Source organism: Celeribacter indicus (assembly GCF_000819565.1).
Lineage (GTDB): Bacteria > Pseudomonadota > Alphaproteobacteria > Rhodobacterales > Rhodobacteraceae > Celeribacter > Celeribacter indicus.
The window spans coordinates 308,479-334,909 of the sequence record NZ_CP004393.1 but is presented as its reverse complement, the minus strand read 5'-3'; the positions used below and the strand labels follow the sequence as shown (position 1 = coordinate 334,909).

Below are 26,431 nucleotides of genomic sequence, written 5' to 3'. Positions count from 1 at the left end.
ATATACAACACTAGCAACAGTAAAGTTATATTATTTAATGACCGCGAAGGGGCTGAGCCGCTTCGGAAAACCGAGATGGAGCGTGTTGCCGTCCCGATAGACTTCTGGAGGCGAAAAATCTCCCCCTTGATTTGATATTATATCATTATATACAATATTATCACCAAAATCCAAAGCCGCCGCGCCGCTGAACAGCTTCGCGTGCCGCCCCGGAGTTCCAGCCGGAAGGACATGAATGATGCCGAAAAAGCCCAAGATTCTCATTTCAGGCGCCGGGATTGGCGGTCTCACCGCAGCCCTGTCCCTCCTGCGACGCGGATTTCCCGTGGAGGTGTACGAGCAGGCCCCGGTTCTGGGAGAGGTCGGCGCCGGGTTGCAGATCGCGCCGGACGGCAGCCGCATCCTGATTGAGCTGGGTCTGGAAGATGCCATGGAAGCCGTCGTCTGCGAGGCGGATTCCAAGGAGGTGCGGCTGTGGAACACCGGCGAACGCCGGAAACTTTTCGACCTGGGCGCGGATTCTCGGGAACGGTTCGGCGCGCCCTACTGGTTCGTGCATCGCGGCGACCTGCATCGGGTGCTGCTCGACGCGGTTCTGGAGGCGGATCCCGACTGTGTGCATCCGGGCCGGAAATGTATCTCCTACTCGGACGACGGCCAGCACGTCAGCTTGCAGTTCGAGGACGGCTCCACCGCCACCGGCGATGCGGTCATATGCGCCGACGGTGTCCATTCCATCCTGCGCGGCCAGGCCTTCGCCTCCCCGAAACCCGAATTCACCGGCATGATGTCCTGGCGCGGGATCGCGCGGATGGAGGATCTGCCGGAAGACCTCCGGACCCACGCGGGCACGAACTGGGTCGGACCCGGCGGACATGTCGTCAGCTACGCGCTGCGCCGGGGCGAACTCATGAATTTCGCCGGCATCGTCGAGCGCCCCGACTGGACCACGGAATCCTGGTCGACCAAGGGCACCCATGAGGAATGTCTCGCGGATTTCGCCGGATGGAACAGCAGTATCCACGACCTGATCCGGGCTGTGGACCAACCCTTCAAATGGGCACTGGTCAGCCGCAAGCCGCTCTCGAACTGGTGCAAGGGCCGGTTGACCCTCCTGGGCGATGCCGCGCATCCCACATTGCCCTTTCTGGCGCACGGTTCGATCATGGCACTCGAAGACGGATATATCGTCGCCCGCTGCCTCGACACGACACCGGAGGATCCCGAACTGGCCTTCAGGCGGTTCGTCGCGACCCGCATCGACCGCTGCACCGCGATCGTCGACGGTTCGGCCGAGAATGCGAAACGGTTCCACAACCCGCTGCTGGCGGATCACGACAGGGCGATCCGGTATCTCGACGAACAATGGGCACCCGAAAGGGTGCGCCAGCGCTACGACTGGCTGTTCGAATTCGACGCCATCACCGTTCCGCTCGCGGAAAGCCGCGAAACCGCCTGAAGAAATTGGCCGGCCCGTCCTCGCGAGGGCGCCTGCTTGTCGCTACCGAGCAGGATGGCTTCGAATTTGCGCCCGGTCGCGGGAGGTTCTATGAATTGCCATGGACTCCGCGCCGGTCGGTCGTGACACGGGCGCCGACCTCAGCAGGAGCGTGATGCGATTGACCCGACAAGACAAGGACATGAGCGAGAGCCGCGGCATCCAGTCGATAGAAATCGGGTGCCACATCCTCAGATCGCTCGCCAACGCCTCCTCCGCCATGGCGCTCAAGGATCTCGCCGCGGCCAGCGCAATGCCTCCGAGCAAAGTTCGGTTCTATCTCGTCAGTTTCCTGCGCGAAGGCATCATCGTGCAGGACTCGGCTACCGGACATTATTCGCTCGGCCCCTTCGCCGTTCAGCTCGGGCTCTCCGCCCTGCGGCAAAGCGATATCGTTTCGGTTTCGCGCGAGATCATGCTCGGCCTGCGAGACGCCACCGGCCTGTCTGTCTTCCTGTCCATCTGGGGCAATCGCGGACCCACGATCGTGCAGAAATTCGAGGGGCGCGAACACAGCCCGCTGAATGTCAGGGTCGGGTTCGGCCTTCCGATCACCTCGTCGCCGACGGGAAACATCTTTTGCGCCTATCTGCCGAAATCCGAGGTCGAACCAATCCTGAAACTGGAAAAATCCGGGCTGATCTGGGTGGGGCCGAAATCCAGGAGCCTCTCCTCCATCGCCACGGAACTGGCTGCAATCCGTGAAAGGGGCTATGCGCTTTCCCGCAACCAGTTGAACGAAGGCTACGCCGCCCTGTCGGTCCCGATCTTCGACGCGACCGGTGATCTCGCGGGGGCCCTCTCCGTGCTGGGCTCCAGCCTGCATTTCGACAACGAGCAGGAAGAGGCGGACTTCATCGACGCCACCAAACGCGCTGCCGCCGCGATCTCGTCTCAGCTTGGCTATCCGGACCCGGAGTCGCGGCGGCCTCTGCCTGCCGGAGAAAAGGACTGATCCGCGGGCCCGACCGAAAAACGACCGGGCCTCAGCCGATCTTTCCGCGCAGCCCCTCACCGACCTGTCCGCGATGGAGCAGCAGATGGTCGAGGATCACGCAGGCCATCATCGCCTCGCCCACCGGCACCGCGCGGATCCCGACGCAGGGATCGTGCCGCCCCTTCGTGATCAGGTCCGCGTCCTCGCCGGATTTCGTCACGGTCCTGCGCGGCGTGAGGATCGAGGAGGTCGGCTTCACCGCAAAACGCACGACGAGATCCTGCCCGGTAGAGATCCCGCCGAGGATGCCGCCGGCATGGTTCGAGGCATACTCGGGACCCTCCGGCCCCATGTGCATCTCGTCGGCGTTTTCCTCGCCGGTCAGAGAGGCGGCATTCATGCCCTCGCCGATCTCGACGCCTTTCACGGCGTTGATCGACATCATCGCCGCGGCAAGATCGGTGTCGAGCTTGGCATAGATCGGCGCTCCGAGACCCGCCGGAACGTTCCGCGCGACGAGTTCGATCACCGCACCGACGGATGACCCCGCCTTGCGGATCCCGCCCAGATATTCCGCCCATTTGTCGGCAGTCGCGGCGGAGGGCACCCAGAAGGGGTTGTTGTCGATCTCCGTCATGTCGCGCTGCCCTTCGATCCCGTGCGGCCCGATTTGGGTCATGTAGCCCCGGATCTCCAGAGCGGGCACCAGGTCGGCCAGGACCGCCCGCGCAATGCCACCCGCAGCCACTCGCGCGGCGGTCTCGCGCGCCGAGGACCGCCCGCCGCCGCGATAGTCGCGGATGCCGTATTTCTGCCAATAGGTGATATCGGCATGGCCGGGCCGGAACTTCTCCGCGATGTCGCCGTAATCCTTCGACCTCTGGTCGGTGTTCCGGATCATGAGCTGGATCGGCGTACCCGTCGTCCTGCCCTCGAACGTGCCCGACAGGATCTCGACCTGATCGGCCTCCCGCCGCTGGGTGGTGAATTTCGATGTGCCGGGCTTGCGCTTGTCGAGCCAGACCTGGAGCATCTCCTCACTGACCGCAACGCCCGGCGGGCACCCGTCCACCGTCGCGCCGAGCGCGGGACCGTGGCTCTCCCCCCAGGTGGTGAAGCGGAAAAGACGGCCGAATGTGTTCATGCTCATGGGCGGCTCCCTCGGGTTTCCCCCGCTTTAGCCGAAGTCGCCTCGCTGGGCAATCGCGGCAGGACAGGCACCGTCAGGCCGGAGCCGCCTCCGGACGGTCCAGAAACTTTCCGATCCATGGAGCAGTTGAGGACACATAAACGAGCTATGCGGGAATTTGGGTGATGGTGTGATTTGAAGTGCGGCGTATTGTGGCGGGTGTTGAAGCCGGCCAGAACCTCACGAGGAGCAATACGCCTATGAAGAACGATACAACGATCCTGCCCTTTCGCCAATCGGAATCGATAGCGGATCCATTGACAGAAATTGCACGGGAAGGTGCGCGCCGGATGCTGGCGGAGGCGCTGAAAGCCGAAGCTGATGCGTTTGTCGCCAGTTTTGCCGCTGAGCACTTGGAGGATGGCCGCCAGCGGATTGTGCGGCATGGATTTGGCCCTGAACGGAAGATTCAGACGGGGATCGGTGCTCTGGATGTCCAGCGGCCCAAGGTGCGCGACCGGATGGCGTCCTGTGATGGGGCAGAAAAAATCCGCTTTACCTCGAACATTCTGCCGAAATGGGCGCGCCGCTCGATCAGCTTGGACGCGCTGCTGCCTGTTCTTTATCTGAAGGGCATATCGACGGGCGATTTCCAGGACGCGCTGTCGGCCATCATGGGGCCGGATGCACCCAACCTCTCGCCAAGCGTCATCTCGCGTCTGACTGCCGGATGGCAGGTTCAATATGATGCCTGGGCACGGCGGGATCTGTCTGCCCGCCACTATGTCTACATCTGGGCGGACGGCGTCTATCTTCAGGCGCGGATGGAGGAAAATGCCGAATGCATGCTGGTGATCATCGGCGCGACACCGGAGGGCAAGAAAGAGCTGATCGGCTTTCAGGTCGGCCTGCGGGAGAGCGCGCAGAGCTGGCATGAGTTGCTGACCGACATCAAAGGCCGCGGGCTGTCCGTCGCACCGGAAATTGCGGTTGGGGATGGAGCCATGGGGTTCTGGAACGCACTGGACAAAACGTTTCCAGGCACAAAGCACCAACGGTGTTGGGTGCATAAGGTAAAGAACGTCCAGAACTGTTTTCCCAAGCAGATGGCCCTGGCGGTCAAGTCAGATCTGGACGACATCCAGCACGCCGGAACGCGCGCAGAAGCCGATGCTGCGTTGGCAGTTTTCTCCGAAAAGTATGGCGTCAAATACCCAAAAGGTGTTGCCTGCCTGACAAAGGACGAAGAGGCGATGCTTGCATTCTTCGACTTCCCAGCTGAGCATTGGGGCCATCTGCGCACCTCGAACCCGATTGAAAGCGTGTTCGCCACTGTTCGGCACCGAACGGTGAGGACCAAAGGGGCGCTGTCACAAAAGACCGCAAAACTGATGGTCTTCACCCTCATTCAGGCAGCATCGAAAAAATGGCTGCGCCTCAAGGGCAGAAATCAGTTGCCAAAGGTTATCGAAGGAATCAAGTTCACAGACGGTATCGAACACACAAACGATACCGAAAACCGCGCCGCCTGATGATGCGCGTCACCCAAATTCAAGCATAGCTCCACATAAACCAACAGGGGATCAGACATGACAGACACGGCTCACGGCTCCGGCGGGCAGGGGGGAAGGATGTCCCTCACCGCCAGGATCATGATCGGGATGGCTGCGGGCGTGGTGCTCGGTGTCGTCTTCAACCGGATCGACAGCACCTTCATCAACACGCATATCGTCGCCGGGCTGTTCGGCATGGTCGGCACGATGTTCGTCAACGCGCTCAAGATGCTTGTCGTTCCGCTCGTCTTCTTCTCCCTGCTCACGGGGGTGACGGGGATAGGAGACATACGGCTCCTCGGCCGTGTCGGCGGCAAGAGCTTCGGCCTCTACCTCATGACCACGGCGCTCGCGATCGCCATCGCGATCCTCATCGCATTGCTCGTCGGACCGGGCTCGGGCTTCGACATGACCGGCATCGACACGACCGGGGTCGAGGGCCGCGAGGCGCCGCGCGTCTGGCAGGTCTTCGCCGCCATCGTGCCCGCAAATCCGGTCGCGGCCTTCGCCAGCGGGGAAATGCTCCAGATCATCTTCTACACCATTCTTCTGGGTATTGCGGTGCTGATGCTCGGCGGGCGCTCGAAACCCTTTGTCGAGGGATGCGAATACCTCAACGAGGTGATGATGAAGATCGTGACGATCGTCATGGCCTTCGCACCCGTCGGCGTCTTCTGCCTGATCGCGAAGACCTTCACGGAGCAGGGGATCGAGCTCTTCCTGCCGGTCCTGGCCTATGTCGCCACCCTGACCGGTGCGCTGTTCCTGCATCTCTTCGTCACGCTGATGCTGATGCTGAAGCTGATGACCGGCCTCAATCCCTTCACCTTCATGGCAAAGATCCGGCCGGCGCAGATCTTCGCCTTCTCCACCGCCTCCTCGAATGCGACGATCCCGATCACCCTTCGGTCGGTGACAGAGCGGATGGGGGTGGACAACTCCGTCGCCTCCTTCTGCGTGCCCTTCGGTGCGACGATCAACATGGACGGCACCGCCATCATGCAGGGGGTGGCGACCGTCTTCCTCGCGAATGTCTATGGCATCGACCTCGGCCTGACAGGCTATCTCACCGTAATCGCCATGTCGGTCCTCGCCTCTATCGGCACGGCCGGCGTGCCGGGGGTCGGCCTCGTCATGCTGACCATGGTGCTCGGGCAGGTAGGGCTCCCGATCGAGGGGATCGCGCTCATCCTCGGCGTCGACCGGCTCATGGACATGATCCGCACCGCGGTGAACATCACCGGCGACGCGGTGGTGACCACCATCGTGGCGAAGGGCGAGGGCAAGGTCGATCTCGCGCTGTTCAACGATCCAGAAGCGGGCCTCCTTGCCGATCAGGACATCCATATCGACGCGGAGGCGGAGAAGGAACTCGCGATCGCCGCGCACAAGCATTGATCCCTGCCGCATCCGTCCGGCGACGGGAGGGCCTTGCGCTCGGCGCGGCGGATGACTAGCGTCGGGGCCACCTCGGGGTGCCCGGTTCCGGCCGGCTGAGATGCGCGAAGCGAACCCGTTGAACCTGAACCGGCTAACACCGGCGGAGGGAAGGTTTCAGCCCTGAGAAGCTGCCTTTTTCTTCGCCCATTTCCGATGGAGCGAGCCATGAAACCCGGATTGATCCTTGCGGCGACCCTCGCCGCCTCCGCAGCACAGGCGGAGACCCTGACCGTCTATGCCCCCGATTACTTCGCCTCCGAATGGGGACCCGGTCCCGCGATCCGGGACGCGTTCGAGGCGGAATGCGGCTGTGAGCTCGAATATGTCACCGGCGATCTGTTGCCCCGCATCCTGCTCGAGGGCGAGCGGACACGGGCGGATGTCGCAATCGGTTTCAATTCCGACGTGATGAAACAGGCGCGCGAGACGGGGCTCTTCGGCCCGCACGGGCTGGACCTGTCGCCGCTGACGTTGCCGATCGACTGGGACGACGACATCTTCGTGCCGTTCAACTGGTCCTATACCGCCTTCGTCTACGACAACACGAAGATCGAGAACCCGCCGCAGTCCTTTCATGAACTGGTGAATTCGGAGGAAGACTGGACCATCGCCATCCAGGATCCGAGAACTTCGATTTCCGGCCTCGCGATGGTGCTCTGGGGCAAGGAAGTCTTCGGCGACGAGGCGGAAGACGCCTGGGCGAAACTGGCGCCCAAGGTGACGACGGTGACGCGCGGCTGGTCCGAGGCCTACGGGCTCTTTACCGACGGGGAGGTGGACATGGTTCTTTCCTACACGACCTCGCCCGCCTATCACATCATCGCCGAGGAGGACGAGACGAAATCGGCCGCACTTTTCGAGGAGGGGCATTATTTCCTCGTGGAAACCGCCGCGAAGCTCGGCAACACGGATCAGCCGGAGCTGGCCGACCGGTTCATGGCCTTCATCCTCTCACCCACCTTCCAGGAGATCATTCCGACCGCAAACTGGTCCTATCCCGCAGCGCTGCCCGAGGATCAGTGGCCGGAGGCGTTCTCGCAGCTGAACTATCCGGAAAAGGCGATCTTCCTGAACGAGGACGAGGCCGCGGCGCTTCGCGATGAGGCCATCGAAGAATGGCGCGCCGCGTTTTCGCAATAAGCCTCTGGCCGGGACTGATCGCGGCGGCGCTGGTCGCGCTCCTGAGCCTCGGCACATTGGCGGCGGTCGCATTGCGGGCGGAGAGCTTCTCCGCCCTCAACCGCTTCGACTGGCTCGCGGTCCGCTTCACGCTGGTGCAGGCGGCCCTGTCTGCAGCGCTTTCTGTAGGCTTCGCGATCCCGGCGGCACGGGCACTCGCGCGCCGCCGGTTCCGGGGCCGGACGCTGCTCGTCACGCTGCTCGGCGCGCCCTTCATCCTGCCGACCATCGTGGCGATCCTCGGGCTGACTGCCGTCTTCGGACGGAGCGGTGCCGTCTCCGTCCTGCTCGGCTGGGCGGGATTCGAGCCGATCTCGATCTACGGCTTTCACGGCGTGGTGCTCGCCCACGTCTTCTTCAACCTGCCGCTCGCGACGCGGCTCCTGCTTCAGGGCTGGGGGACGATCCCGGCAGAGCGGTTCCGCCTCGCCGCGGCGCTTCAATTCGGACCCCGCGACCTGTTCCGTCACATCGAGATCCCGATGCTGCGGGAGATCGTACCGGGGGCGCTCACGGTGATCTTCCTCATCTGCACGACCTCCTTCGCGGTGGCGCTGACGTTCGGCGGCGGCCCGCGGGCGACGACGGTCGAGCTCGCCATCTACGAAGCTTTCCGCTACGACTTCAATCTCGGAAAGGCCTCGCTCCTCGCCCTCATCCAGGTGCTGATCTGCGTGGCCGCCGCGCTCGTTTCCCTGCGCTTCGGCGTACCGCAGATCGGTCAGGTCGGCCTCGACCGTACCGTGCAGAGATTCGATGCCGCCGGGATCGGGACACGCAGCGCCGATGCCTTCTGGATGGCGCTGGTGAGCCTGTTCCTGCTTGCCCCGCTCGTCGCCATCGCCCTGCGGGGCGCGACCGGGCTCGCGGATCTGCCCGCCCCCGTCTGGGAGGCGGCACTGCGCTCGCTGCTGACCGCGCTCGGCTCGGCCGCGCTCGCGATCGTGCTGTCCCTGACGCTCGCCCTCTCCGCCCTGCGCTGGCGCTGGCTCGAGGGTGTCGGCATGACCGCCATCGCCGCGTCGCCGCTGGTGATGGGCACGGGGCTCTACATCATGCTCTTTGCCGTGACCGATCCGGCGAACTGGGCGCTGCTGATCACCGCACTCGTCAACGCGGCCATGTCGCTGCCCTTCATCCTTCGCGCCCTCGGCCCGGCACTCGCAACGGCGGAACGCGACTATGGCCGGCTCGCCGACAGCCTCGGCATGACCGGCCGGACGCGGCTGCGCTTCGTGCTCCTGCCGCGGCTCGGCGCGCCGCTCGGCTTTTCGGCGGGGCTCGCCGCCGCCCTGTCGATGGGCGACCTCGGCGTGATCACGCTTTTCGCCCGACCCGACTCCGCGACGCTGCCCTTGCAGATCTACCGCCTCATGGGCTCCTATCGGATGGATCAGGCGATGGGGGCCGCATTGCTGCTCCTGGGGCTGAGCCTCGCGCTGTTCTATATCTTCGATCTCTGGGGGAGACGCCGTGCTTGAACTGAAGGATGTGAGCCTCACCCAGGGAGATTTCATCCTCACCGCCGACTTCGGAATTCCCGAACAGGCGCGGGTGGCGGTGCTCGGCCCGTCGGGGGCGGGAAAATCGACCCTCCTCTCCGTGATCGGCGGCTTCGAGACGCCGGATCGGGGGAAGGTCGTCTGGAACGGTACAGACTTCGGCTCGAAACCCCCGTTCGCGCGGCCGATTTCGCACCTGTTCCAGGACAACAACCTGTTCGGCCACATGAGTGCGGCGCAGAATGTCGGGCTCGGCATCCGACCGGACCTGAAACTGTCCCCCGCCGACCGCACCCGCGTCTCGGTGGCGCTCGGCGCGGTCGGCCTCACCGGGCTGGAGACGCGCCGGCCTGCGGAATTGTCCGGAGGACAGCAAAGCCGGGTCGCCCTCGCCCGCGTGCTGGTGCAGGAAAAACCGCTCGTGCTGCTCGACGAACCGTTCTCCGCGCTCGGACCGGCGATGCGGCGGGAGATGGTGGACCTGGCACGGCAGGTCGGCGACCGGCTCGGCGCGACCATGCTGATGGTCACCCATGACATCCCGGATGTAGAGGCCTTTGCGGATCAGGTGATCTGGGTGGAACAGGGCCGTTGTCATCCGCCGCGCCCCTGGGACGCGCTTCTGGCTGATCCGCCCGAAGGGTTCCGCGCCTATACCGGCACATGAAAAAGCGCCCCGCGGGGCGCTTTTCCTTTCTTCTCGGTCACCCGCTCAAAGCGTGATCTTCTTGCCCTTGTGGGGCGCCCAGAGCTTCTTGTTCGTCAGATAGAGCAGGCAGGTCAGCACGACGAGGAAGCCGACGGCAAGGAAGCCGGCCTTCTTGCGCGCCATCATCTTCGGTTCGGCCGCCCACATCAGAAAGGCCGCGACATCCTCGGCCTCGTGATGCAGCTCGGTGGAATGACCATCGGCGAATTCGACATCATCCCCGTAGAGCGGCGGTGCCATGGCGATCCAGCCCGTCGAGAAGGCGGTGTTTTCGTAATAGGTGGTGCCCGCTTCGACTTTCTCTTCGCCGGTATAACCGGTGAGGATGGAGACGATATATTCCGGCCCGCCGATACCCTGGAGGAACTGGTTGATGCCGGTGCCGGCCGGTCCGTGGAAGCCCGCGCGCGCTTTCGCCATGAGCGACAGGTCGGGCGCGTTCTGCGACTGGTTGGCCGGAAAGTGATCGTTCTCGGTCAACGGCCGCGCGGCACCCTCGTCATAGTCGTAGAGGTGCATGTTCGCCGCCTCGTCCGCCACGAGGAACTGGGCAGCATAGGCGCGCACCTGCTCCTCGGGAAGGTGCGGACCACCTTCGTCGGCCAGCGTGCGGATCGGCACGTATTGCAGGCCGTGGCAGGAGGAACAGACCTGGGTATAGATCTGAAGGCCGCGCTGGAGCTGCAACTGGTCGAATTTCCCGAACGGACCCTCGAAGGAGAAATCGACGTCATGGGTGTGCCCGGTTTCGCCCGCGGCCAGTGCGGCCGTGGCGGAGAGGCCCAGAGCGGTGAGGGCGGAGAGGGTAAGTTTCCTGATCATTGTCCCTGTGTCCTTTCTCACTCGGCCGGCTCTTTGGCCGCATCCGGGTAATGCGCGAGGAAATCTTCTTCGATGGTGGCCGGCATCGGCAACGGCTTCTCGAACACGCCCAGAAGCGGGAGGATCACGAAGAAATAGCCGAACCAGTAGGCGGAGCCGATCAGGGCGAAGCCCGGAGCGGACATGCCGATGGTGTTGTCGAAATCGGCGCCCGAGAGGTTCTGCATGAACACCGGATGGCCGTCGAGCACGCCGAACATGATCAGGTCGGTGCCTTGTGCACCGGCCCAGGTCAGGCCGATGAAGAAGAACGCCAGAAGCCAGAAGGCATTCTTGAACATCGGGCGATACTTGCCGGACCGCACGGAAGAGGTGTCCGTCCAGGGCACAAGGGCCATGGCGAGGATCGCGCCGAACATGGCCAGCACACCGAAGAATTTCGCGTCGACGATCCCGCCGGTGAGGAAGCTCACGATCTGGACGAGCCAGACATCGCCGGTAAAGGCCCGCAGGATCGCATAGAACGGCAGGAAGTACCATTCAGGGACGATATGCGCCGGCGTCGAAAGCGGGTTTGCCTCGATATAGTTGTCCGGGTGGCCGAGATAGTTCGGCATGAAGCCGACGATGGCGAAGAAGACGATCAGGACGACGCCGAGGGCGAAGAGGTCCTTCATCACGAAATAGGGCCAGAACGGCAGCGTATCCTTCTCCGCCTCGGCTTTCGAGGTCCGGCGCACTTCGACGCCCGTCGGGTTGTTGTTGCCGGTGTTGTGGAAGGCCCAGATATGGACGATCACGAGCCCGGCGATCACGAAGGGCAGCAGGTAGTGCAGCGAGAAGAAGCGGTTGAGTGTCGCATTGTCCACCGCCGGTCCGCCCAGGAGCCAGGTCTGGATCGGCTCCCCGACGAACGGGATGGCGCCGAACAGGCCGGTGATCACGGTCGCGCCCCAGAAGGACATCTGACCCCAGGGCAGCACGTAGCCCATGAAGCCTGTGGCCATCATCAGCAGGTAGATGATCATGCCGACGATCCAGGTGATCTCCCGCGGGGTCTTGTAGGACCCGTAGTAGAGACCGCGGAAGATGTGCAGATAGACGGCGAAGAAGAACAGTGAGGCCCCGTTGGCGTGCAGGTAGCGCAGCATGTGGCCGCCGTTCACGTCACGCATGATATGCTCGACCGAGGCGAAGGCGAGGTCGACATGCGGCGTGTAATGCATCACCAGGACGATGCCGGTGACGATCTGGAGGACGAGGCAGAAGGCAAGGACGATGCCCCAGATCCACATCCAGTTCAGGTTCTTGGGCGTGGGGATCATCAGCGTGTCGTAGAGGAGGCCGATGATCGGAAGACGGCGCTCGACACCCTTGGTGAAGGTCGCCTTCGGTTCGTAATGGTCGTGCGGAATACCAGACATGAGTTTCTCCCTTAGCCCAGAACGATCTCGGTCTCGCCGTCGAACGCGGCCACGGGAACCGGAAGGTTCTCCGGCGCCGGTCCCTTGCGGATGCGACCGGCGGTATCGTAATGCGAGCCGTGGCAGGGGCAGAACCATCCGCCGAAATCCCCGGCGCCGTCGCCGAGCGGCACACAGCCGAGATGGGTGCAGACTCCCATCATGACGAGCCATTCGCCGGCTTCGTCGATCGTACGGTTCTGGTCCTCGGCATCCGCGCCGTCCTCGAGGTTGTTGTTGCGCGCGACCGGGTCGACGAGTTGGTCCATCGTGACGGCACGGGCCGTGTCGATCTCCTCTTGCGTGCGCCGGCGGATGAAGACCGGCTTGCCGCGCCACTTGACGGTGAGCTGCGTGCCGGTTTCGACGGCGCTGATGTCCACGCGGACCGAGGACAGGGCCTGGACGTCGGCAGAAGGATTCATCTGATTGACCAGAGGCCAGACGGCGGCCCCCACGGCGACTGCACCGGCGCCACCAGTGGCGTAGTACAGGAAATCGCGGCGGGTGCCTTCGTGTTCGTCTACGTGGGACACGAGCAAATCTCCATTCTCTCAAGCCGGCGGCGACCGGCCAATGCGTGAGAAGCCGCGGTTCGTCCCCGCAGCCCTTCGAGGCGCTTTTAGCGAGAGGGAGGGCTTGCGTCTAGCATTCAATGGGTCGTGAAGATGCGCGATCTGTCGCGGTGTGTCTCCGGGGGAACGGGATCGGCGGCGCCTTGCGGGCATGTGCCCCCTAACCGTCCGCCGCGCGGGAATTTCCCGGAAAACCATCGGACCCGCCTCGGGATGCCCTCCGTCGTATTTTCGGATGACAGCGGCGGACGGAACAACGGCGCGGCTTCATGCGGTGAGGCGGGCCCCGGAGATGCCGGTGATCGTGGCACGAAGAAGCGCCCCTTCCCTCTGCGGCGTGGCAAAGGCGACCTCGGTGAACTGTTCGGTCCGGCCCATCCGGTCGTTTTCCATCAGCACCATGTGCGCGCGACCGACCTGCGCCGCGAGGTGCTTCTCGACCTGGCGTTCGCCCGCGGCCCTCAGCCGCGCCGCGCGGTCGCGGATGACCTTTCCGTTCACCTGGCGGGGAATCTTCGCTGCCGGGGTGCCCTCCCGCTTCGAATAGGGAAAGACGTGCAGCCAGGTCAGATCGCATTCCGCGACGAGTCGCAGCGAATTCTCGAAATGTGTCTCCGTCTCGGTCGGAAAGCCGGCGATGATATCCGCGCCGAAGGTCATTTCGGGACGCAGCTTGCGCGCTTCCTCGCAGAACCGGATCGCGTCGTCGCGCAGATGCCGCCGCGCCATGCGCTTGAGGATGAGGTCGTCGCCATGCTGAAGCGACAGGTGCAGATGCGGCATGAGGCGCGGCTCCGTCGCGATGGCCTGCATCAGCATCTCATCCGCCTCGATGGAATCGATGGAGGAGATCCGCAGCCGCGGCAGGTCCGGCACGAGCTTGAGAATGCGCATCACCAGATCGCCCAGACGCGGCGCCGCCGGAAGATCGGCACCCCATGAGGTCAGGTCGACCCCGGTCAGCACCACCTCGTTGAAGCCCTTGTCCACGAGACGCCTGATCTGGTCCACCACGACACCCGCGGGCACGGAGCGCGAATTGCCCCGCCCGTAGGGAATGATACAGAAGGTGCAGCGGTGGTCACAGCCGTTCTGCACCTGCACATAGGCGCGGTGCCGCCCGAACCCGTCGATCAGGTGACCCGCCGTTTCCGTCACCGACATGATGTCGTTGACCTGCACGCGCTCGGTCTCTCCGACGAAATCGGGTCCCATCGCCTGCCAGGTCTCGGCCTGCATCTTTTCCGAATTGCCGATGACGAGATCGACCTCGGCCATCGCCGAAAAGGTCTCCGGCTCCGTCTGCGCGGCGCAGCCGGTGACGATGATCTTCGCCGCCGGGTTCTCGCGCCGGAGCTTGCGGATCTCCTGGCGGGCCTTGCGCACGGCCTCGGCCGTGACGGCGCAGGTGTTCACCACGACCGCGTTCTCGACCCCCGCGCTCGCCGCGAGCTCCTTCATCGCCTCCGTTTCATAGGCATTGAGGCGACAGCCGAGCGTCGCGAAGACGGGCGCGTTGTCGGACATCAGACCCGCTCCAGGAAGGAAAGATCGAACCGGCCGGCAAAGACCGTTTGCGTCGGCCCCGTCATCCAGACCCCGTCCTCGCGCCAGTCGAGCGTGAGCCAGCCGCCGTCCACTTCCATACGCACGGTCCTGTCGGTCAATCCGCGCACATGCGCCGCGACCGCCGTCGCGCAGGCGCCCGACCCGCAGGCCAGGGTAATGCCCGTCCCGCGTTCCCAGACGCGCATGCGGATCTCGTCGCGTGCGCGGATTTCGGCAAATTCCACATTCGTGCGTTCGGGAAACAGAGGATCGCATTCCACCCTGCGGCCCCGGCCCGCCACGTCGACATCGCGGATATCGGGAACGAAGAACACCGCATGCGGGTTTCCCATGCCGACGGCCACCGGCTCCCCCTCGAGCGGGAGGAAATCCGTGTCGACGGGATGGGACAGCGGGATCTCGTCCCACATCCGCTGCGGATGCCCCATGTTCACCGACACTTCCTCGCCCGCACGCCGCGCACTCAGCACACCGCGTTCGGTGCGGATCGACACGCTGTCCCGACCGCTCTCGTCGAGCATCAGCCGACCGACGCAGCGCGTCGCATTCCCGCAGGCGCCGGCCCGCGACCCATCCGAATTCCAGAAATCGAGCGCGATATCCGCCTCCTCCGCGTCGCGGATCTCCGCGAGCTGGTCGAAACCCACACCGCGATGCCGGTCCCCGATAGCGCGCGCGAGCTCCGGCGAGACAAGGGCATCGCGCCCCCGTGAATCGATGATCACGAAGTCATTGCCCAGCCCGTGCATTTTCAGAAAGGGCAGGTCTGTGGAGGCCAGATCTTGTCGCATGGCCGCGCATATATACCCTCGTGAAACCTTTTCCAAGAATTTCTCAGTTTTCGGCTTGACGCTCTCGTCTTGCGACGTTAGTTCCCCCGCACAGCCCGACGCGGGCTGCCGAGAGTGGGCCGTTAGCTCAGTTGGTAGAGCAACTGACTTTTAATCAGTGGGTCGCAGGTTCGAATCCTGCACGGCTCACCACTTCTCCAAATGACGATTGTCGGGTGACACCCGACTTGGCCATTTGTGACAGGTTTCTGTCCATTGGTGCAATCTCGGTCAGCAGAGTTGCTTGGTCAAGGTTGGCTAACTGAAAAATGGCTCCACTGCTGCAGTGACTGAACTCTAAGCGATATCCGTCCGAACACCATCAGGGATCGTTTCGTGGCACGTACCTAACCGTACATGCAACATGCAGGGCTCGCTTTGACCTTCCAAAACGATCAAGCGGTAATTAGCTCAGCGATCTTGGCCGCGACTTCCGCCATCGACTCTTCGGCAGTACTCAAACCTGCCCTGGACGCCAATAGAAGGCTAACTGCCTCAAGCTCCTCATAGGTTGTTCCATGAACAACCGGGACTAGTCGCTCGCGTCGTAGGAGCGCAGACAGTTCTTTGTCCGCGACTCCTTCTGCTGGTAGTCGTCGCAACATCGCGGGTGTCACCAAAACGATACCAACGCGCGAATTTACCAAGCCCCTATCAATTGCGCGCATCATTGGAACACCGAGGCCAAGATCTTTCTCACTGAACCACACGCGCACACCTTGGGCTTCGAGCAAGTCATGCAGTTCTTTGGCAGAGCCTTGCCTGTCATCCCAAGCATGGCAGAGAAATACGTCTCGAAGATCAGGCTGGGAGGCTGCCAGGTGCTCCACATTTTCTCGAATCGGCGTGAGCGCCAGCACTTGCTCAGGCGTATACAACATAGCCGAACTAGCACCCGACCACCGCGGTTTCACGGTGCGACGGCCTGCGCCACCGCTGGCCCTACTACTGCTCCCTGAAGAGCGCGAAGGAGGAGCGCTTGAAGCGTAACTGCTATATCCGCCGCCGAACCCGCCGTAGCTTCTAGATCGACCGTAACGTCCTCCACATGCGGGACAATTGGCCGCTGCTGCCGCTGATCTGTGACCGTATACTGGTGCCGTGCATCTAGCCATGCTTTTTCCTTTATTTCACCGCGGCCCGACTTGGCGGAAATGCGGATGCATATTTGCTGTTGTTAACCATCGTCTGAAATACTCATTGGTTATCTCTCTCGGACAGTGGTGTTCGGATTCGCCTTGCCGTGCTTCGCAGTAACGAACCGGCCACTGATAGCGCTGCGATAACTCCCATTGGTTGATCCGCTCTTCCCCGGCGCCTCCTTCACTGTCGTCCGCGGATGCGACTTCCCGTACGACTTTGTCACGTAGCGGCCAGATTTTGCACTGCGGTATCCACCGCCACCATTTCCCTTACCAGCCATTGAACTGCTCCTTTCTGTTGCATTTTGAACTGAGTGGACTAATACTTCCATTGAGTCCCTATATGGACAGTCTATATAAGGACTTTTTTGACAGTCAAGTCCAAAAGAGGACGGCAGGAGGATTCATGCAATCACACATAGGCTCTGCGCCCGGACAAGGCGCGGAAGCGTTTAGGATTCCAGCCATCATGGACGCTTTTTCTAGGCTTGCGGAAGACTGGGAGCTCTCGACTGATGAACAGATTACGCTGCTTGGCTCGCCAGGGCGCTCAACTTTCTTCAAGTGGAAGAAATCGGGGGGTAATCTCCCCCACGATACTATTGAGCGTATTTCTCACTTGCTCGGCATTTACAAATCTCTGCAGATAGTCCTGCCCAACCCTGAAGCGGCCGATGAATGGGTAAAAAAGCCTAACGCTTTTTTCGATAATCGAAGCGCACTCGACGTGATGCTCGATGGAAACGTTGTCGATATCTACAAAGTGAGAGAATACCTTGATGCACAACGCGGCGGATGACTTTGGTGTCACGCAAATCAACGATGTCTTCTATGTACTTATACCTTCGCGTTTCCCACCCGTACCGCTTTATCAGCGCATAGCGGGTGGGCATGACGATGAGGTTGCAGCGGTCGCAGAACTTCACAATCCGCGTGTCAAGGAAAAGCAGCGCCTGCTCGGGCAATGGGGTGTAGCCGTAGACGATGCGTCTCCACGTTTTCAAAACTGGAACCATGCTCCGTTCGCCTATTCGAACCCGGAAGGGAGTTGGTTCTTCGATCGGTTCGTACGCTGCCTGGAAATGTCGCAAGATAAACAGACTGCTTTGGCGGTCTCTGTCGCGAAGCGAGAGCTATTTCTTAATCGCACAGCAGAAGCTCCGACCGGACTAGACATGCGAATGTTGAGCCGAAAGGTATCTGGTCAGTTTCTGGACCTGCGGGCGGTATCCGTCGAACTTTCCCAGTCGGAGCGGCGTAAACTTGGAAAGTCACTATTGGAGCGCGCCATGGCGGAAGGTCTGTCAGGCGTGCTATTCCGTTCCACCGAGCGACCAAGCGGCATTCGTATCTGCGTAACGGACGGCGATGTCCTTGATCGAGCTATTCAAGGAGAGCACTTCAGGTATTCATGGGACGGTGAAAAAGTTGCGTCTCTCTATGCGTTCAACAACTCTGGCGATGACGAACAAAACCTAATCGACCCCCGAACCCTAAGCCTAGATGCCGACATCCTCGCTGCATAGTACCCGTATTTACTAGCTTAAACCGCTGTGTGTGGGAGGCGAAAAGTCCCGATTCGACAAATGCAGCGCGCGGGGATCAGATTCCCATTCGTGTTGTCGTCGTTCTGTAAGCCTATACCCCTTCAATGTCTCCCATCCCTTCTTCAAAGGACTCGATGAAGTCGACCATCCGTTTCGCAACGCGCTCCACAGAGGGTTCTCGCGGAAGAATGCCGGGCACTTCGGCCATGATCGCAATTACCTCATCGGTCAGCGGGCGCTTGCTGGAAAACTGATAAGCTTCCAGCAACCCGGCAAAACCTTCACGATCCAACCTTTCTTCTATGTAAATCGCTTGGAATGCCGCTTCGCGCTTCTCTGCCCAGAACTCTTCGAACGTCGCAGTAGTCTGGTGGGCGCTTGTTATTGTGGGCAGATCATGGGATGCGCCCAACGAAGAGTGGTAAGCGGCGTCTGCGGCCCACGTTGTAGATGAGCTCTGGCGCTGCGAGGTGATACCCATCTCATGATGGGGAGTGCGTTTCGCAATGTGCGCCACAAATTCGTTTCTCAAATCTCTGGGCGTCGAGATCTACGCGTCGGGTCACCGGCGCTGGCCGGACGATGCTAAGGCTCGCGCTGTGGCAGAGACCTTGGAGCCGGGGGCGACAGTGTATGCTGTGGCCGGTCGGTATGGCATCCGCCCAAACCAGCTCTCCGCCTGGCGGCGCTTAGCAAAGCAGGGACAGCTGGTTCTCCCCGCCGAGGAGATCGGCGGTCCTGTCTTCACGCCGCTGGTCGTTTGCGATCCGGCCGAGATGAGCGGGCCGGCGAGCGCGACGCCCGAGCATATGATCCGGATTATCAGGGGAGCGATGCAGATCGAGCTGTCGCCCGACACACCGGCAGATCGGATCGCGGCGATCGTGCATGCTCTGGAAGCACCGACGTGCTGATGCCGTCCCAAGGCGTCCGCATCCTGGTGGCGACGAAGCCGGTAGACTTCCGCAAGGGACATGATGGCCTGGCCGCCCTGGTGCAGTCGACCCTGGCCGAGGATCCGTTCACCGGGACGGTCTTCGTCTTCCGGGCGAAGCGCGCGGACCGGATGAAGATCCTGTTCTGGGACGGCAGCGGCCTCGTCATGGCCTACAAGCGGCTGGAAGAGAGCACCTTCACCTGGCCCGCGATCCGGAATGGGGCGATGACGCTGAACCGCGCCCAGTTCGAGGCGCTGTTCGCCGGGCTGGATTGGCGGCGGGTGCGGTCCCTGGAAGCGCGCCGCCCGGCTGTGGCAGAATGACTCAGGGGCGGGAAAGCCTGCCTGCCGAAGACGGGAGCAGGGTATGATCCCGCCATGTCCAGCGCCCCATCCCTCGACCTGTCGGCCATTCCGGAAGACCAGCGTGAAGCTGTTCTGGCCGTGCTGCGTGAGCGCGATGCACTCAGGGAAGCCAACAAGCGCCTCGAGCATCTCGTCGCCGAGCTGAACCAGGTCGTGCATGGCAAGAAGTCCGAGAGGCTCAGCGAGGACGAGCGGCAGCTGGCCTTCGAGGACCTGGAAACTGCCGTTGCCGAGGTCGAGGCGCAGCAGGATGAAGACGCCCCGGCCTCGTCCGGTCCGCGGCGAGCCAAGACCGTCCGGCGCAACCGAGGCAATCTGCCCGAAGGACTCCCCCGGACCGAGCAGGTGATCGAGCCGGCCAGCCTGGACTGTCCGTGCGGCTGCGGCACGATGCACCGGATCGGCGAGGACCGCAGCGAGCGGCTGGACATCGTGCCGGCCCAGCTCCGCGTCATCGTGACGGTCCGGCCAAAGTATGCCTGTCGTGCCTGCGCCGAAGGGATCACCCAGGCTCCGGCCCCCGCCCACCTGATCGAGGGCGGGTTACCGACCGAGGGCGCCATCGCGCATGTGCTCGTCGCCAAGTTCGCCGACCATCTGCCCTTGTATCGCCAGAGCCAGGTCCTCGCGCGCTCTGGGATCGAGCTCCAGCGCAGCACGCTCGCCGATTGGGTCGGCACCGCGGCCTTCCACCTTGCCCCGGTGGTCGATCGGCTCGCCGAGCATTTGAAGAGCTCGGGAAAGCTCTTCATGGACGAAACCACGGCGCCGGTTCTGGAACCCGGGCGGGGCCGAACGAAGACCGGCTTCCTCTGGGCGCTGGCCCGAGACGATCGGGGTTGGGGCGGCGATGACCCGCCCGGCGTGGTCTTCACGTATCACCCGAGCCGCGCCGGCGTGAACGCGGAGCAGATCCTGCAGGGCTTTGACGGCATCCTGCAGCTGGACGGCTATGCCGGCTACGATCGGCTGACGCGCCCCTCGCGCACGGGCGGGGCGCCGATCACGGTTGCACACTGTTGGGCACATGCGCGCCGAAAGCTGAAGGAAGTCTTTGACCGCGACGGATCGGAGGTCGCCGCCGAGGGGCTGCGCCGGATCGCCGAGTTCTACCGTATCGAGACCGAGATCCGCGGCATGGGACCGGGACAGCGCCTGTCGGCGAGACAGACACGCACCGCGCCGCTGGTGGCCGAGTTCGGCGAATGGTTGCAGTTCCAGCGCCGCCGGGTCTCCGCCAAGTCCCGCCTCGGAGAGAAACTCGCCTACATCCACCGGCAGTGGGACGGGCTGCAGACCTTCCTGCAGGACGGCCGCGTCGAGATCGACTCCAATGCCGTGGAGAACCTCATCAGGCCGATCGCCCTGACACGGAAGAACGCACTCTTTGCTGGGCACGATGAAGGCGGACGCACCTGGGGCCGCATCGCCTCGCTCATCGCCACCGCAAAGATCAACAGCGTGGAGCCCTTCGCCTACCTCAAGGCGACGCTCGAGGCGATCGCGGCAGGCCATCCTGCGCACCGAATCGACGAGCTCCTGCCGTGGAACTTCACGCCGTCAAGCTGAACTCCGGTGGGGCGCAGACGCCGCTTACGAAGAGTGAGCTCAGAAGGAGCACCACTGAGAACCAGCCTGCGACAACTTTGGCTCCAATCCACAAGTTGAACTCCAGCGTCTTCGGTGCAACTATCAGGCCAAACAAGCTGGCGGCATCCTCAGAAAATACGGCCAGATAGCACATCGCAGAACAATCTAGAATTTTGAGGCTTTCTCCATGGCGTTTCACCGCAACCCCAATCAGCAGGACCTTTCGTGGTTCATCGACATGCAGACACAAAATCGCCTCGAATTTGATCCGCCCTATCAGAGGAAGAGTGTATGGACTTACAAGGATAAGCAATTCTTCCTTGACACAATCTTCAATAACTACCCGTGCCCAGCTGTCTACCTTCAAAAGGAAAATACGGCAAAAGGGCCCCTCTACAATGTTGTCGACGGCAAACAAAGGTTGAGCACGGTCTTGGATTTTCATGCCGGGAAAATTCGCATCGGCAAAGACTTCAGCGTTGCCCGGCTGCGAGGCAAGAAATTCATTGAAATCAGTGACGAAGACAAAACACACTTCTACAACTACATTTTCATGGTCGAACAAATCCGCTCGGAGGCAGAGGTCGATTGGGGCGAAGTCTTTCAAAGGGTCAACAAGAACCAGAAGAAACTTGGAGAGCAGGAGCTTCGCCATGCTCGCTTTGATGGTTGGCTAATCAACCGCGCTGAAAAAGAGGCAGTGGACGAAACCTTTTGGCGAGATGTCGGCGTGTCGAGTCAAGCCAAGTCTGCCCGGATGAAAGACGTCGAATTTATCTCTGTCTTAGCGCTTGTGCTGTTGGAAAGCGATTTCGTCGGCTTTCCTCAAAGCCACATTGATGAGCTTTATGCGAAATATGACTTTGACGAGGATCAGCTCCCTGAGAGCGAAGCCGACATCGAGGATGCCGAGTCCGATGATTTTCCAGATAGCGAGTTTACAAAAGATGACCTTAAAAATTTCGAAAGCGCTTTCCAGAAGGCTCGAAACACACTGAAAGCTATGGAAGAGCACAATCTGAACCGCTCCGGGTTTGCCGGAGGCTGTTTGGTTTAAGTTATGCGGCTATGGTCTTAGTTACCAGAGCTGCGTAGAAGTTTGCCTCTGCTTCCGCTGGTGGGATGTTCCCGATGGGCTCGAGGAGGCGGCGATTGTTGAACCAGTCGACCCATTCCAGAGTGGCGTATTCCACGGCGTCCAGACTGCGCCACGGGCCACGGCGGTGGATGACCTCCGCCTTGAAGAGACCATTGATTGTCTCGGCCAAAGCGTTGTCATAGCTGTCACCGACGCTGCCGACCGAGGGTTCGATTCCTGCCTCGGCCAAGCGTTCGGTGTATTTTATCGCCAGGTATTGCGATCCGCGGTCTGAGTGATGGATCAGTCCCACACCAGGCTGCCGCTGATGAACAGCCTGTTCCAAAGCGTCGAGAACGAAGCCTGTGTGAGCCGTGCGGCTGACGCGCCACCCAACGATCCGGCGCGCGAACGTGTCGATCACGAATGCCACATAAACGAACCCTTGCCAGGTGGCGACATAGGTGAAATCGCTGACCCAGAGCATGTTCGGTGCCGGCACCCGGAATTGCCGGTTTACCTTGTCCATCGGGCACGGCTGCTTCTTGTCAGGGATCGTCGTTTTATGCGGCTTGCCCCGGATGACGCCCTGCAGGCCCAAATCCTTCATCAACCGGGCTATCGTGCATCGGGCCACATCAAATCCTTCCCGCCGCATCTGGCGCCAGACTTTGCGCACGCCATAGACCTTGTAATTCTCATCGAACACGCGCTCGATCTCGGGGCGAAGCTCGTCGTCGCGCTTGAACCGATCCGAGCGCAGATCAGGGTCGGCCCGTTTGGCCAGATGATCGTAGTATGTGGACGGGGCAATCGGCAGGTGCTTGCAGATCGGCTCGACCCCGAGCTCTCCACGATAATCGTCGATAAAGGCGATCATGACTTCGGTCGGCGGTCGAGCTCCGCCATCGCAAAATACGCCGACGCCTTCCGCAGGATCTCATTCGCCTGCTTGAGTTCGCGGTTCTCGCGCTCCAGCGCCTTCATCTTCTCGGCCATCTCGGTACTGACCCCAGCACGGTCGCCACGATCAATCTCTGCCTTTTTGACCCAGTCATTCAGCGTGTTCGTCGAACAGCCTATCTTCGCCGAGATCGATACGATCGCTTGCCAGCGGCTCTCATGCTGACCGGCGTTGTCCAAAACCATACGAACCGCTCGCTCGCGCACTTCAGGGGAATATTTGTTCGTTGTCTTGCTCATGATGCTCCATCCTACTCAAGAGTTGGAGCCTCCGGCAAACCCGGAGCGGTTCACTTGGCTCTGTTAGCAGCCTTCGGGGTAAGCGCAATTCTTGGTGACGAACTTCGAAAAGCTTGGGCGGATCATAGGAGCAATACACAGCAGTCAAAGGCGAGGTACGTGATATTGCTCATTTCGGGAGCCTTTCTATTGCCCCTGATCGCAGTGCTTCTTTTGATCGGGTTCTTTTCTTTTCACTACTCAATGGAAAACCTCGCCGACGCACTCGCGCGCTTAAGAGACCACTTACTGGCACAGATTTAGCGAAGTTCATCCCCCAAAATCTACCTGGGCCAGCACCCTACCCAGTCATCGAAACCCAGTGCATCCTGCGATTTTCTACGCATTCTTGGCCGCCCGATGGGCGGCCTTTTTTGTTGCCCTAACGCGACCGTCCCAGCCAGCTAGGTGCCAAACCAACTGTCGAAAAGAGCCGATTTGTTGTCGGAGCCACGCCTTCGAATTACAAGAAAACAGGTGCTTGCATAAACTCCAGGCGCCAAACTATGTGTCGTTCGACACCAAACGAAAGACGACACCAGATGTCGGGGTGACACCTGATTTGTCCCGTGCATCGGAACGCTCGGCGTTGTCCGAACTGGATTCGCGCTTCCATCCCATATATTCGGGTTACGAGGCGTTGGCGGACCTGCGTCGCAAAACGTGTCAGCCTCGGGCCTTCGAGGACGGGTGACCATGCTGCTCCAACCGCAACCAACCGAGCGCCCGATGACACAAGGATAAGAAACGCATGTCCCGATCCATCGACCGAGAAGCCCGGCACGTGAACCTCGAGGAGTTAGCCGGCGACGAAATCTATGAGCTGGTGTCCCATAATCCCGGTCACCTCCTGAGGCGCGCCTATCAGGTTTTCCTCTTTTTCTTCGACGACACGATGAAGGGGCTCAACATGACCCCGCTGTTGTGGATTCTCCTCACCGTGACCTATTGCTATCCCCGGCGCTCGGTCACGGACATTGCCGAGCTGTCGAGGATCGACAAGGCAAGCTGCGGACGGGCGGCAACCCTGCTCGAGAAGCGGGGCCTCATGCGGATCGGAACCGGCGAGAAAGACCGCCGGCAAAGGGTTCTCGAACTGACCCCGCACGGGCACGAGGTCGTGCTCGACGGCATGTCCCGCACTCTGGAGATGCAGAAGAAGCTGCTCCAGTGCTTCGATCAGGAAGAGGCAAGGCAGTTCAGCCATACACAAAAGGTCGGACACTCTCGACATTCGTGACGCGCAACACGCATATGACACGCCTCCAGAAGGACTGAGCCCTGGCAGAGCCCGGCCGCCGCACCTCCGGCCTCTCGCGCTAAGAGAAAGGGTCGCGCCCGCGGCACGACCCTTTGCCTGATACATGCAGAGAACGGCTCAGCCGTTCACGCTGTCCTTCAGCGCCTTCGCGATCGTCATCTTCACGACCTTGTCGGCTTCCTTCTTCATCTGCTCGCCCGTCTGCGGGTTGCGCACCATGCGCTCGGGACGCTCACGGCAATAGATCTTGCCGACACCGGGAAGGGTCACGGCACCGCCGGCGGACACTTCCTTGGTGATGATGCTGGTGATCGCCTCGAGGGCGGCACCGGCGGATTTCTTGTCGGATCCCATCTCGTCGGCGAGAGCGGCAACCAGCTGGGTCTTGGTCATCGGTTTCGTCATGTCTGTATCTCCTCGTCATCCCCCATGACTTTGGGGGTTATTGCGCATTTCTAAGCGAATATTGAGGGGACGCACAACGCCTAGTGTACGTTACGGGGCGTTTTTCGCCCATTTCGAAGCGAAAATGCCGCTCAGAGGAAGGCTGTCTCCTCGAAAGACCGCAATTTTCGGCTGTGAATGCGTTCGATTGGCATTTCGCGCAGGATTTCCATTGCGCGAATTCCAATGAGCAAATGCCGCGCAACCTGCGTCGTATAGAACTCGGAAGCCATCCCCGGCAGCTTCAGCTCGCCATGGAGTGGCTTGTCCGAGACGCAGAGGAGCGTGCCGTAAGGCACACGGAAGCGGAATCCGTTCGCCGCGATGGTCGCGCTTTCCATATCGAGCGCGATCGCACGCGACTGGCTCAGCCGCTGCACCGGCCCCGACTGGTCGCGCAACTCCCAGTTGCGGTTGTCGATGGTCGCCACCGTACCCGTCCGCATGATCCGCTTGAGCTCGTAGCCCTCGAGCTCCGTCACCTCCTCGACCGCGTCCTCGAGCGAGGTCTGGATCTCTGCCAGCGCCGGGATCGGCACCCAGACCGGAAGATCGTCGTCGAGCACGTGGTCCTCCCGCAGGTAGGCATGCGCCAGCACGAAATCGCCGAGCCGCTGGGAATTCCTCAACCCGGCGCAATGGCCGACCATGATCCAGGCATGCGGCCGCAGCACCGCAATATGGTCCGTCGCCGTCTTCGCGTTCGACGGCCCGACCCCGATGTTCACCAGCGTCACCCCCTGCCCGTCCGGGCGCTTGAGATGGTAGGCCGGCATCTGCGGCATCTTCGCCGTCGGCGGGATCAGCGTGTCGGCCTCGGTGATTTCCACATTCCCCGTCGACACGAAGCTCGTGTAGCCGCTTGCCGGATCGGCCAGCATGGCCCGCGCATAGGCCTCGAATTCCGTGACGTAGAACTGGTAGTTCGTGAACAGGACATGGTTCTGGAAATGCACCGGATCGGTGGCCGTATAATGCGACAGCCGCGCGAGCGAATAGTCGATCCGCTGCGCAGTGAAGGGTGCGAGCGCGGCGGACCCGTCCGCATGCTTGAAATCGAACCCGTTGACGATGTCGTCGTGGGTTGTCGTCAGATCGGGAACGTCGAAGACGTCGCGCAGCGGATAGGACATCGCGCCCTCCTGCGGCACGGTGATGTTGTCATCCGTCGCCACTGCGAAATGGATCGGAATCGGAGTTTGCGACGGCCCCACCTCCACGCTCACGCCATGGTTGCGCACGATCTGGGCGATCTGCTGCACGAGATAGTTGCGGAAGAGATCGGGCCGGGTGATCGTGGTCGAATAGACGCCGGGCCGCGCCACATGTCCGAAGGACAGGCGGCTGTCCATCTTCGCATAGGAGGTGGTCGCCACCCGGATCTCGGGATAGAAGGCGCGGTAGCGCGCCTTCGGGGCACCGCCGCGAGCCAGGTCGGAAAATCTCTCCGTCAGGTAGCCGGTCGCCTCGGCATAGAGCGCCTCGAGACAATCGACCGCCTCCGACGGATCGGTGAAGCTGCGCGGCGCGCGTGCCGGCGGTGTCTCGACATTCAGGGTCCTGGTCCTGCTGTTCATCCCTTTTCCCTTGTTATTATATGTCTCTCGGCATCGAACCG

25 protein-coding genes, 1 tRNA gene, 1 riboswitch and 1 other annotated feature are annotated in these 26,431 nt (G+C 61.7%); of the genes, 15 read left to right on the top strand and 11 right to left on the bottom strand.

Annotated features, from left to right (window positions below; genetic code table 11):
* Positions 1–235 precede the first annotated feature (235 nt).
* Together P73_RS01665 and P73_RS01660 are read left to right on the top strand one after the other, a co-directional pair.
* Positions 236–1,459 carry an FAD-dependent monooxygenase gene (locus tag P73_RS01665; RefSeq protein WP_338032880.1) on the top strand — a complete coding sequence of 408 codons (1,224 nt, stop codon included), beginning with the start codon at positions 236–238 and terminating at the stop codon, positions 1,457–1,459.
* A gap of 181 nt (positions 1,460–1,640) precedes the next feature.
* Positions 1,641–2,453, top strand: coding sequence for an IclR family transcriptional regulator (locus tag P73_RS01660; protein ID WP_052452985.1), 813 nt, complete (start codon positions 1,641–1,643; stop codon positions 2,451–2,453).
* Between the two features lie 31 nt (positions 2,454–2,484).
* On the opposite strand, the gene aroC is transcribed toward P73_RS01660, so the two are convergent.
* Positions 2,485–3,585, bottom strand: coding sequence for a chorismate synthase (gene aroC / locus P73_RS01655; RefSeq protein WP_043868182.1), 1,101 nt, complete (start codon positions 3,583–3,585; stop codon positions 2,485–2,487).
* Between the two features lie 239 nt (positions 3,586–3,824).
* On the opposite strand from aroC, the gene P73_RS01650 reads away from it, so the two are divergent.
* The 5 genes from P73_RS01650 (at position 3,825) to P73_RS01630 (ending at position 9,905) form a co-directional block, all read left to right on the top strand.
* Complete coding sequence (locus P73_RS01650) at positions 3,825–5,096, top strand: IS256 family transposase (protein WP_043868181.1); 1,272 nt, start codon at positions 3,825–3,827, stop codon at positions 5,094–5,096.
* 57 nt (positions 5,097–5,153) lie between these two features.
* Entirely contained in the window at positions 5,154–6,515 is a 1,362-nt protein-coding gene (locus tag P73_RS01645; protein ID WP_052452984.1) for a dicarboxylate/amino acid:cation symporter, read from the top strand.
* A 63-nt stretch (positions 6,516–6,578) separates the two neighbouring features.
* Positions 6,579–6,683, top strand: a riboswitch (TPP riboswitch).
* A gap of 39 nt (positions 6,684–6,722) precedes the next feature.
* Complete coding sequence (gene thiB / locus P73_RS01640) at positions 6,723–7,697, top strand: thiamine ABC transporter substrate binding subunit (RefSeq protein ID WP_043868179.1); 975 nt, start codon at positions 6,723–6,725, stop codon at positions 7,695–7,697.
* Positions 7,673–9,217 carry an ABC transporter permease family protein gene (locus tag P73_RS01635; RefSeq protein WP_043868178.1) on the top strand — a complete coding sequence of 515 codons (1,545 nt, stop codon included), beginning with the start codon at positions 7,673–7,675 and terminating at the stop codon, positions 9,215–9,217. The genes thiB and P73_RS01635 overlap by 25 nt, the downstream gene beginning before the upstream one ends.
* On the top strand, positions 9,210–9,905 hold the full coding sequence (locus tag P73_RS01630; protein ID WP_043868177.1) for a thiamine ABC transporter ATP-binding protein: 696 nt from the start codon (positions 9,210–9,212) through the stop codon (positions 9,903–9,905). The genes P73_RS01635 and P73_RS01630 overlap by 8 nt, the downstream gene beginning before the upstream one ends.
* A gap of 45 nt (positions 9,906–9,950) precedes the next feature.
* Here P73_RS01630 and P73_RS01625 read toward each other — a convergent pair whose 3' ends face one another.
* From P73_RS01625 to dapF, 5 genes are all read right to left on the bottom strand, one after another.
* On the bottom strand, positions 9,951–10,769 hold the full coding sequence (locus P73_RS01625) for a cytochrome c1 (RefSeq protein WP_043868176.1): 819 nt from the start codon (positions 10,767–10,769) through the stop codon (positions 9,951–9,953).
* Positions 10,770–10,786: 17 nt separating this feature from the next.
* On the bottom strand, positions 10,787–12,193 hold the full coding sequence (locus P73_RS01620; protein ID WP_043868175.1) for a cytochrome b: 1,407 nt from the start codon (positions 12,191–12,193) through the stop codon (positions 10,787–10,789).
* A gap of 11 nt (positions 12,194–12,204) precedes the next feature.
* Positions 12,205–12,768 (bottom strand): ubiquinol-cytochrome c reductase iron-sulfur subunit, encoded by a 564-nt coding sequence (gene petA / locus P73_RS01615; RefSeq protein ID WP_043871307.1) that lies wholly within the window; start codon positions 12,766–12,768, stop codon positions 12,205–12,207.
* 306 nt (positions 12,769–13,074) lie between these two features.
* Positions 13,075–14,334, bottom strand: a complete 1,260-nt coding sequence (gene mtaB, locus P73_RS01610) for a tRNA (N(6)-L-threonylcarbamoyladenosine(37)-C(2))-methylthiotransferase MtaB (protein ID WP_043868174.1) — start codon at positions 14,332–14,334, stop codon at positions 13,075–13,077.
* Complete coding sequence (gene dapF, locus P73_RS01605) at positions 14,334–15,167, bottom strand: diaminopimelate epimerase (RefSeq protein ID WP_043868173.1); 834 nt, start codon at positions 15,165–15,167, stop codon at positions 14,334–14,336. The genes mtaB and dapF overlap by 1 nt, the downstream gene beginning before the upstream one ends.
* 116 nt (positions 15,168–15,283) lie before the next feature.
* Here dapF and P73_RS01600 point away from each other — a divergent pair.
* Positions 15,284–15,359: transfer RNA gene (locus P73_RS01600), tRNA-Lys, on the top strand.
* Between the two features lie 242 nt (positions 15,360–15,601).
* On the opposite strand, the gene P73_RS26300 is transcribed toward P73_RS01600, so the two are convergent.
* Positions 15,602–16,087, bottom strand: coding sequence for a toll/interleukin-1 receptor domain-containing protein (locus P73_RS26300; protein WP_245629218.1), 486 nt, complete (start codon positions 16,085–16,087; stop codon positions 15,602–15,604).
* 667 nt (positions 16,088–16,754) lie between these two features.
* Between P73_RS26300 and P73_RS01595 the strand changes: the two genes are divergently transcribed.
* Together P73_RS01595 and P73_RS24690 are read left to right on the top strand one after the other, a co-directional pair.
* Positions 16,755–17,147 (top strand): antitoxin Xre/MbcA/ParS toxin-binding domain-containing protein, encoded by a 393-nt coding sequence (locus P73_RS01595; protein WP_043868172.1) that lies wholly within the window; start codon positions 16,755–16,757, stop codon positions 17,145–17,147.
* Positions 17,128–17,874 (top strand): RES family NAD+ phosphorylase, encoded by a 747-nt coding sequence (locus tag P73_RS24690; protein WP_074743480.1) that lies wholly within the window; start codon positions 17,128–17,130, stop codon positions 17,872–17,874. The genes P73_RS01595 and P73_RS24690 overlap by 20 nt, the downstream gene beginning before the upstream one ends.
* Positions 17,875–17,986: 112 nt before the next feature.
* On the opposite strand, the gene P73_RS01590 is transcribed toward P73_RS24690, so the two are convergent.
* Positions 17,987–18,376, bottom strand: coding sequence for a type I restriction endonuclease subunit R, EcoR124 family (locus tag P73_RS01590; RefSeq protein ID WP_043868171.1), 390 nt, complete (start codon positions 18,374–18,376; stop codon positions 17,987–17,989).
* Positions 18,377–18,389: 13 nt separating this feature from the next.
* On the opposite strand from P73_RS01590, the gene tnpA reads away from it, so the two are divergent.
* The 4 genes from tnpA to P73_RS01565 all read left to right on the top strand — a co-directional run bounded on the left by tnpA (position 18,390) and on the right by P73_RS01565 (position 21,845).
* Positions 18,390–18,809: an IS66-like element accessory protein TnpA gene (tnpA, locus tag P73_RS26730; protein ID WP_420836115.1), complete on the top strand. Its 420-nt coding sequence runs from the start codon at positions 18,390–18,392 to the stop codon at positions 18,807–18,809.
* The gene (tnpB, locus tag P73_RS01580) at positions 18,809–19,156 is read left to right on the top strand and encodes an IS66 family insertion sequence element accessory protein TnpB (protein ID WP_082033335.1); all 348 of its coding nucleotides are present in this window, start codon (positions 18,809–18,811) and stop codon (positions 19,154–19,156) included. Before tnpA ends, tnpB begins: the two co-directional genes overlap by 1 nt.
* 54 nt (positions 19,157–19,210) lie before the next feature.
* Positions 19,211–20,767: an IS66 family transposase gene (gene tnpC / locus P73_RS01575; protein WP_043868168.1), complete on the top strand. Its 1,557-nt coding sequence runs from the start codon at positions 19,211–19,213 to the stop codon at positions 20,765–20,767.
* A gap of 208 nt (positions 20,768–20,975) precedes the next feature.
* The gene (locus P73_RS01565) at positions 20,976–21,845 is read left to right on the top strand and encodes a DUF262 domain-containing protein (RefSeq protein WP_052452983.1); all 870 of its coding nucleotides are present in this window, start codon (positions 20,976–20,978) and stop codon (positions 21,843–21,845) included.
* A gap of 1 nt (position 21,846) precedes the next feature.
* Here P73_RS01565 and P73_RS01560 read toward each other — a convergent pair.
* A protein-coding gene (locus tag P73_RS01560) for an IS3 family transposase (RefSeq protein WP_420836116.1) occupies positions 21,847–23,069 on the bottom strand; the annotation gives its coding sequence in 2 pieces (ribosomal slippage) (positions 21,847–22,781 and positions 22,781–23,069; 1,224 coding nt in all).
* Positions 22,672–22,788, bottom strand: a sequence feature (AL1L pseudoknot). It overlaps the preceding gene by 117 nt.
* 790 nt (positions 23,070–23,859) lie before the next feature.
* On the opposite strand from P73_RS01560, the gene P73_RS01550 reads away from it, so the two are divergent.
* A complete protein-coding gene (locus P73_RS01550; RefSeq protein ID WP_043868164.1) occupies positions 23,860–24,348 on the top strand; it encodes a MarR family winged helix-turn-helix transcriptional regulator in 489 nt (162 codons plus the stop codon).
* 138 nt (positions 24,349–24,486) lie between these two features.
* Here P73_RS01550 and P73_RS01545 read toward each other — a convergent pair whose 3' ends face one another.
* A complete protein-coding gene (locus P73_RS01545) occupies positions 24,487–24,774 on the bottom strand; it encodes an HU family DNA-binding protein (RefSeq protein ID WP_043868163.1) in 288 nt (95 codons plus the stop codon).
* Positions 24,775–24,905: 131 nt separating this feature from the next.
* A complete protein-coding gene (locus tag P73_RS01540) occupies positions 24,906–26,390 on the bottom strand; it encodes an AMP nucleosidase (protein ID WP_043868162.1) in 1,485 nt (494 codons plus the stop codon).
* Positions 26,391–26,431 lie beyond the last annotated feature (41 nt).

Excerpts from the sequence above, each read along its gene's own strand:
- P73_RS01665 (WP_338032880.1), top strand. The coding sequence starts at position 236 with ATGATGCCGAAAAAGCCCAAGATTCTCATTTCAGGCGCCGGGATTGGC.
- P73_RS01660 (WP_052452985.1), top strand. The coding sequence starts at position 1,641 with ATGAGCGAGAGCCGCGGCATCCAGTCGATAGAAATCGGGTGCCACATC.
- aroC (WP_043868182.1), bottom strand. The coding sequence starts at position 3,585 with ATGAGCATGAACACATTCGGCCGTCTTTTCCGCTTCACCACCTGGGGG.
- P73_RS01650 (WP_043868181.1), top strand. The coding sequence starts at position 3,825 with ATGAAGAACGATACAACGATCCTGCCCTTTCGCCAATCGGAATCGATA.
- P73_RS01645 (WP_052452984.1), top strand. The coding sequence starts at position 5,154 with ATGACAGACACGGCTCACGGCTCCGGCGGGCAGGGGGGAAGGATGTCC.
- thiB (WP_043868179.1), top strand. The coding sequence starts at position 6,723 with ATGAAACCCGGATTGATCCTTGCGGCGACCCTCGCCGCCTCCGCAGCA.
- P73_RS01635 (WP_043868178.1), top strand. The coding sequence starts at position 7,673 with ATGGCGCGCCGCGTTTTCGCAATAAGCCTCTGGCCGGGACTGATCGCG.
- P73_RS01625 (WP_043868176.1), bottom strand. The coding sequence starts at position 10,769 with ATGATCAGGAAACTTACCCTCTCCGCCCTCACCGCTCTGGGCCTCTCC.
- P73_RS01620 (WP_043868175.1), bottom strand. The coding sequence starts at position 12,193 with ATGTCTGGTATTCCGCACGACCATTACGAACCGAAGGCGACCTTCACC.
- mtaB (WP_043868174.1), bottom strand. The coding sequence starts at position 14,334 with ATGTCCGACAACGCGCCCGTCTTCGCGACGCTCGGCTGTCGCCTCAAT.
- dapF (WP_043868173.1), bottom strand. The coding sequence starts at position 15,167 with ATGCGACAAGATCTGGCCTCCACAGACCTGCCCTTTCTGAAAATGCAC.
- P73_RS26300 (WP_245629218.1), bottom strand. The coding sequence starts at position 16,087 with ATGTTGTATACGCCTGAGCAAGTGCTGGCGCTCACGCCGATTCGAGAA.
- P73_RS01595 (WP_043868172.1), top strand. The coding sequence starts at position 16,755 with ATGCAATCACACATAGGCTCTGCGCCCGGACAAGGCGCGGAAGCGTTT.
- P73_RS24690 (WP_074743480.1), top strand. The coding sequence starts at position 17,128 with ATGCACAACGCGGCGGATGACTTTGGTGTCACGCAAATCAACGATGTC.
- P73_RS01590 (WP_043868171.1), bottom strand. The coding sequence starts at position 18,376 with ATGGGTATCACCTCGCAGCGCCAGAGCTCATCTACAACGTGGGCCGCA.
- tnpB (WP_082033335.1), top strand. The coding sequence starts at position 18,809 with ATGCCGTCCCAAGGCGTCCGCATCCTGGTGGCGACGAAGCCGGTAGAC.
- tnpC (WP_043868168.1), top strand. The coding sequence starts at position 19,211 with ATGTCCAGCGCCCCATCCCTCGACCTGTCGGCCATTCCGGAAGACCAG.
- P73_RS01565 (WP_052452983.1), top strand. The coding sequence starts at position 20,976 with ATGGCGTTTCACCGCAACCCCAATCAGCAGGACCTTTCGTGGTTCATC.
- P73_RS01550 (WP_043868164.1), top strand. The coding sequence starts at position 23,860 with ATGTCCCGATCCATCGACCGAGAAGCCCGGCACGTGAACCTCGAGGAG.
- P73_RS01545 (WP_043868163.1), bottom strand. The coding sequence starts at position 24,774 with ATGACGAAACCGATGACCAAGACCCAGCTGGTTGCCGCTCTCGCCGAC.
- P73_RS01540 (WP_043868162.1), bottom strand. The coding sequence starts at position 26,390 with ATGAACAGCAGGACCAGGACCCTGAATGTCGAGACACCGCCGGCACGC.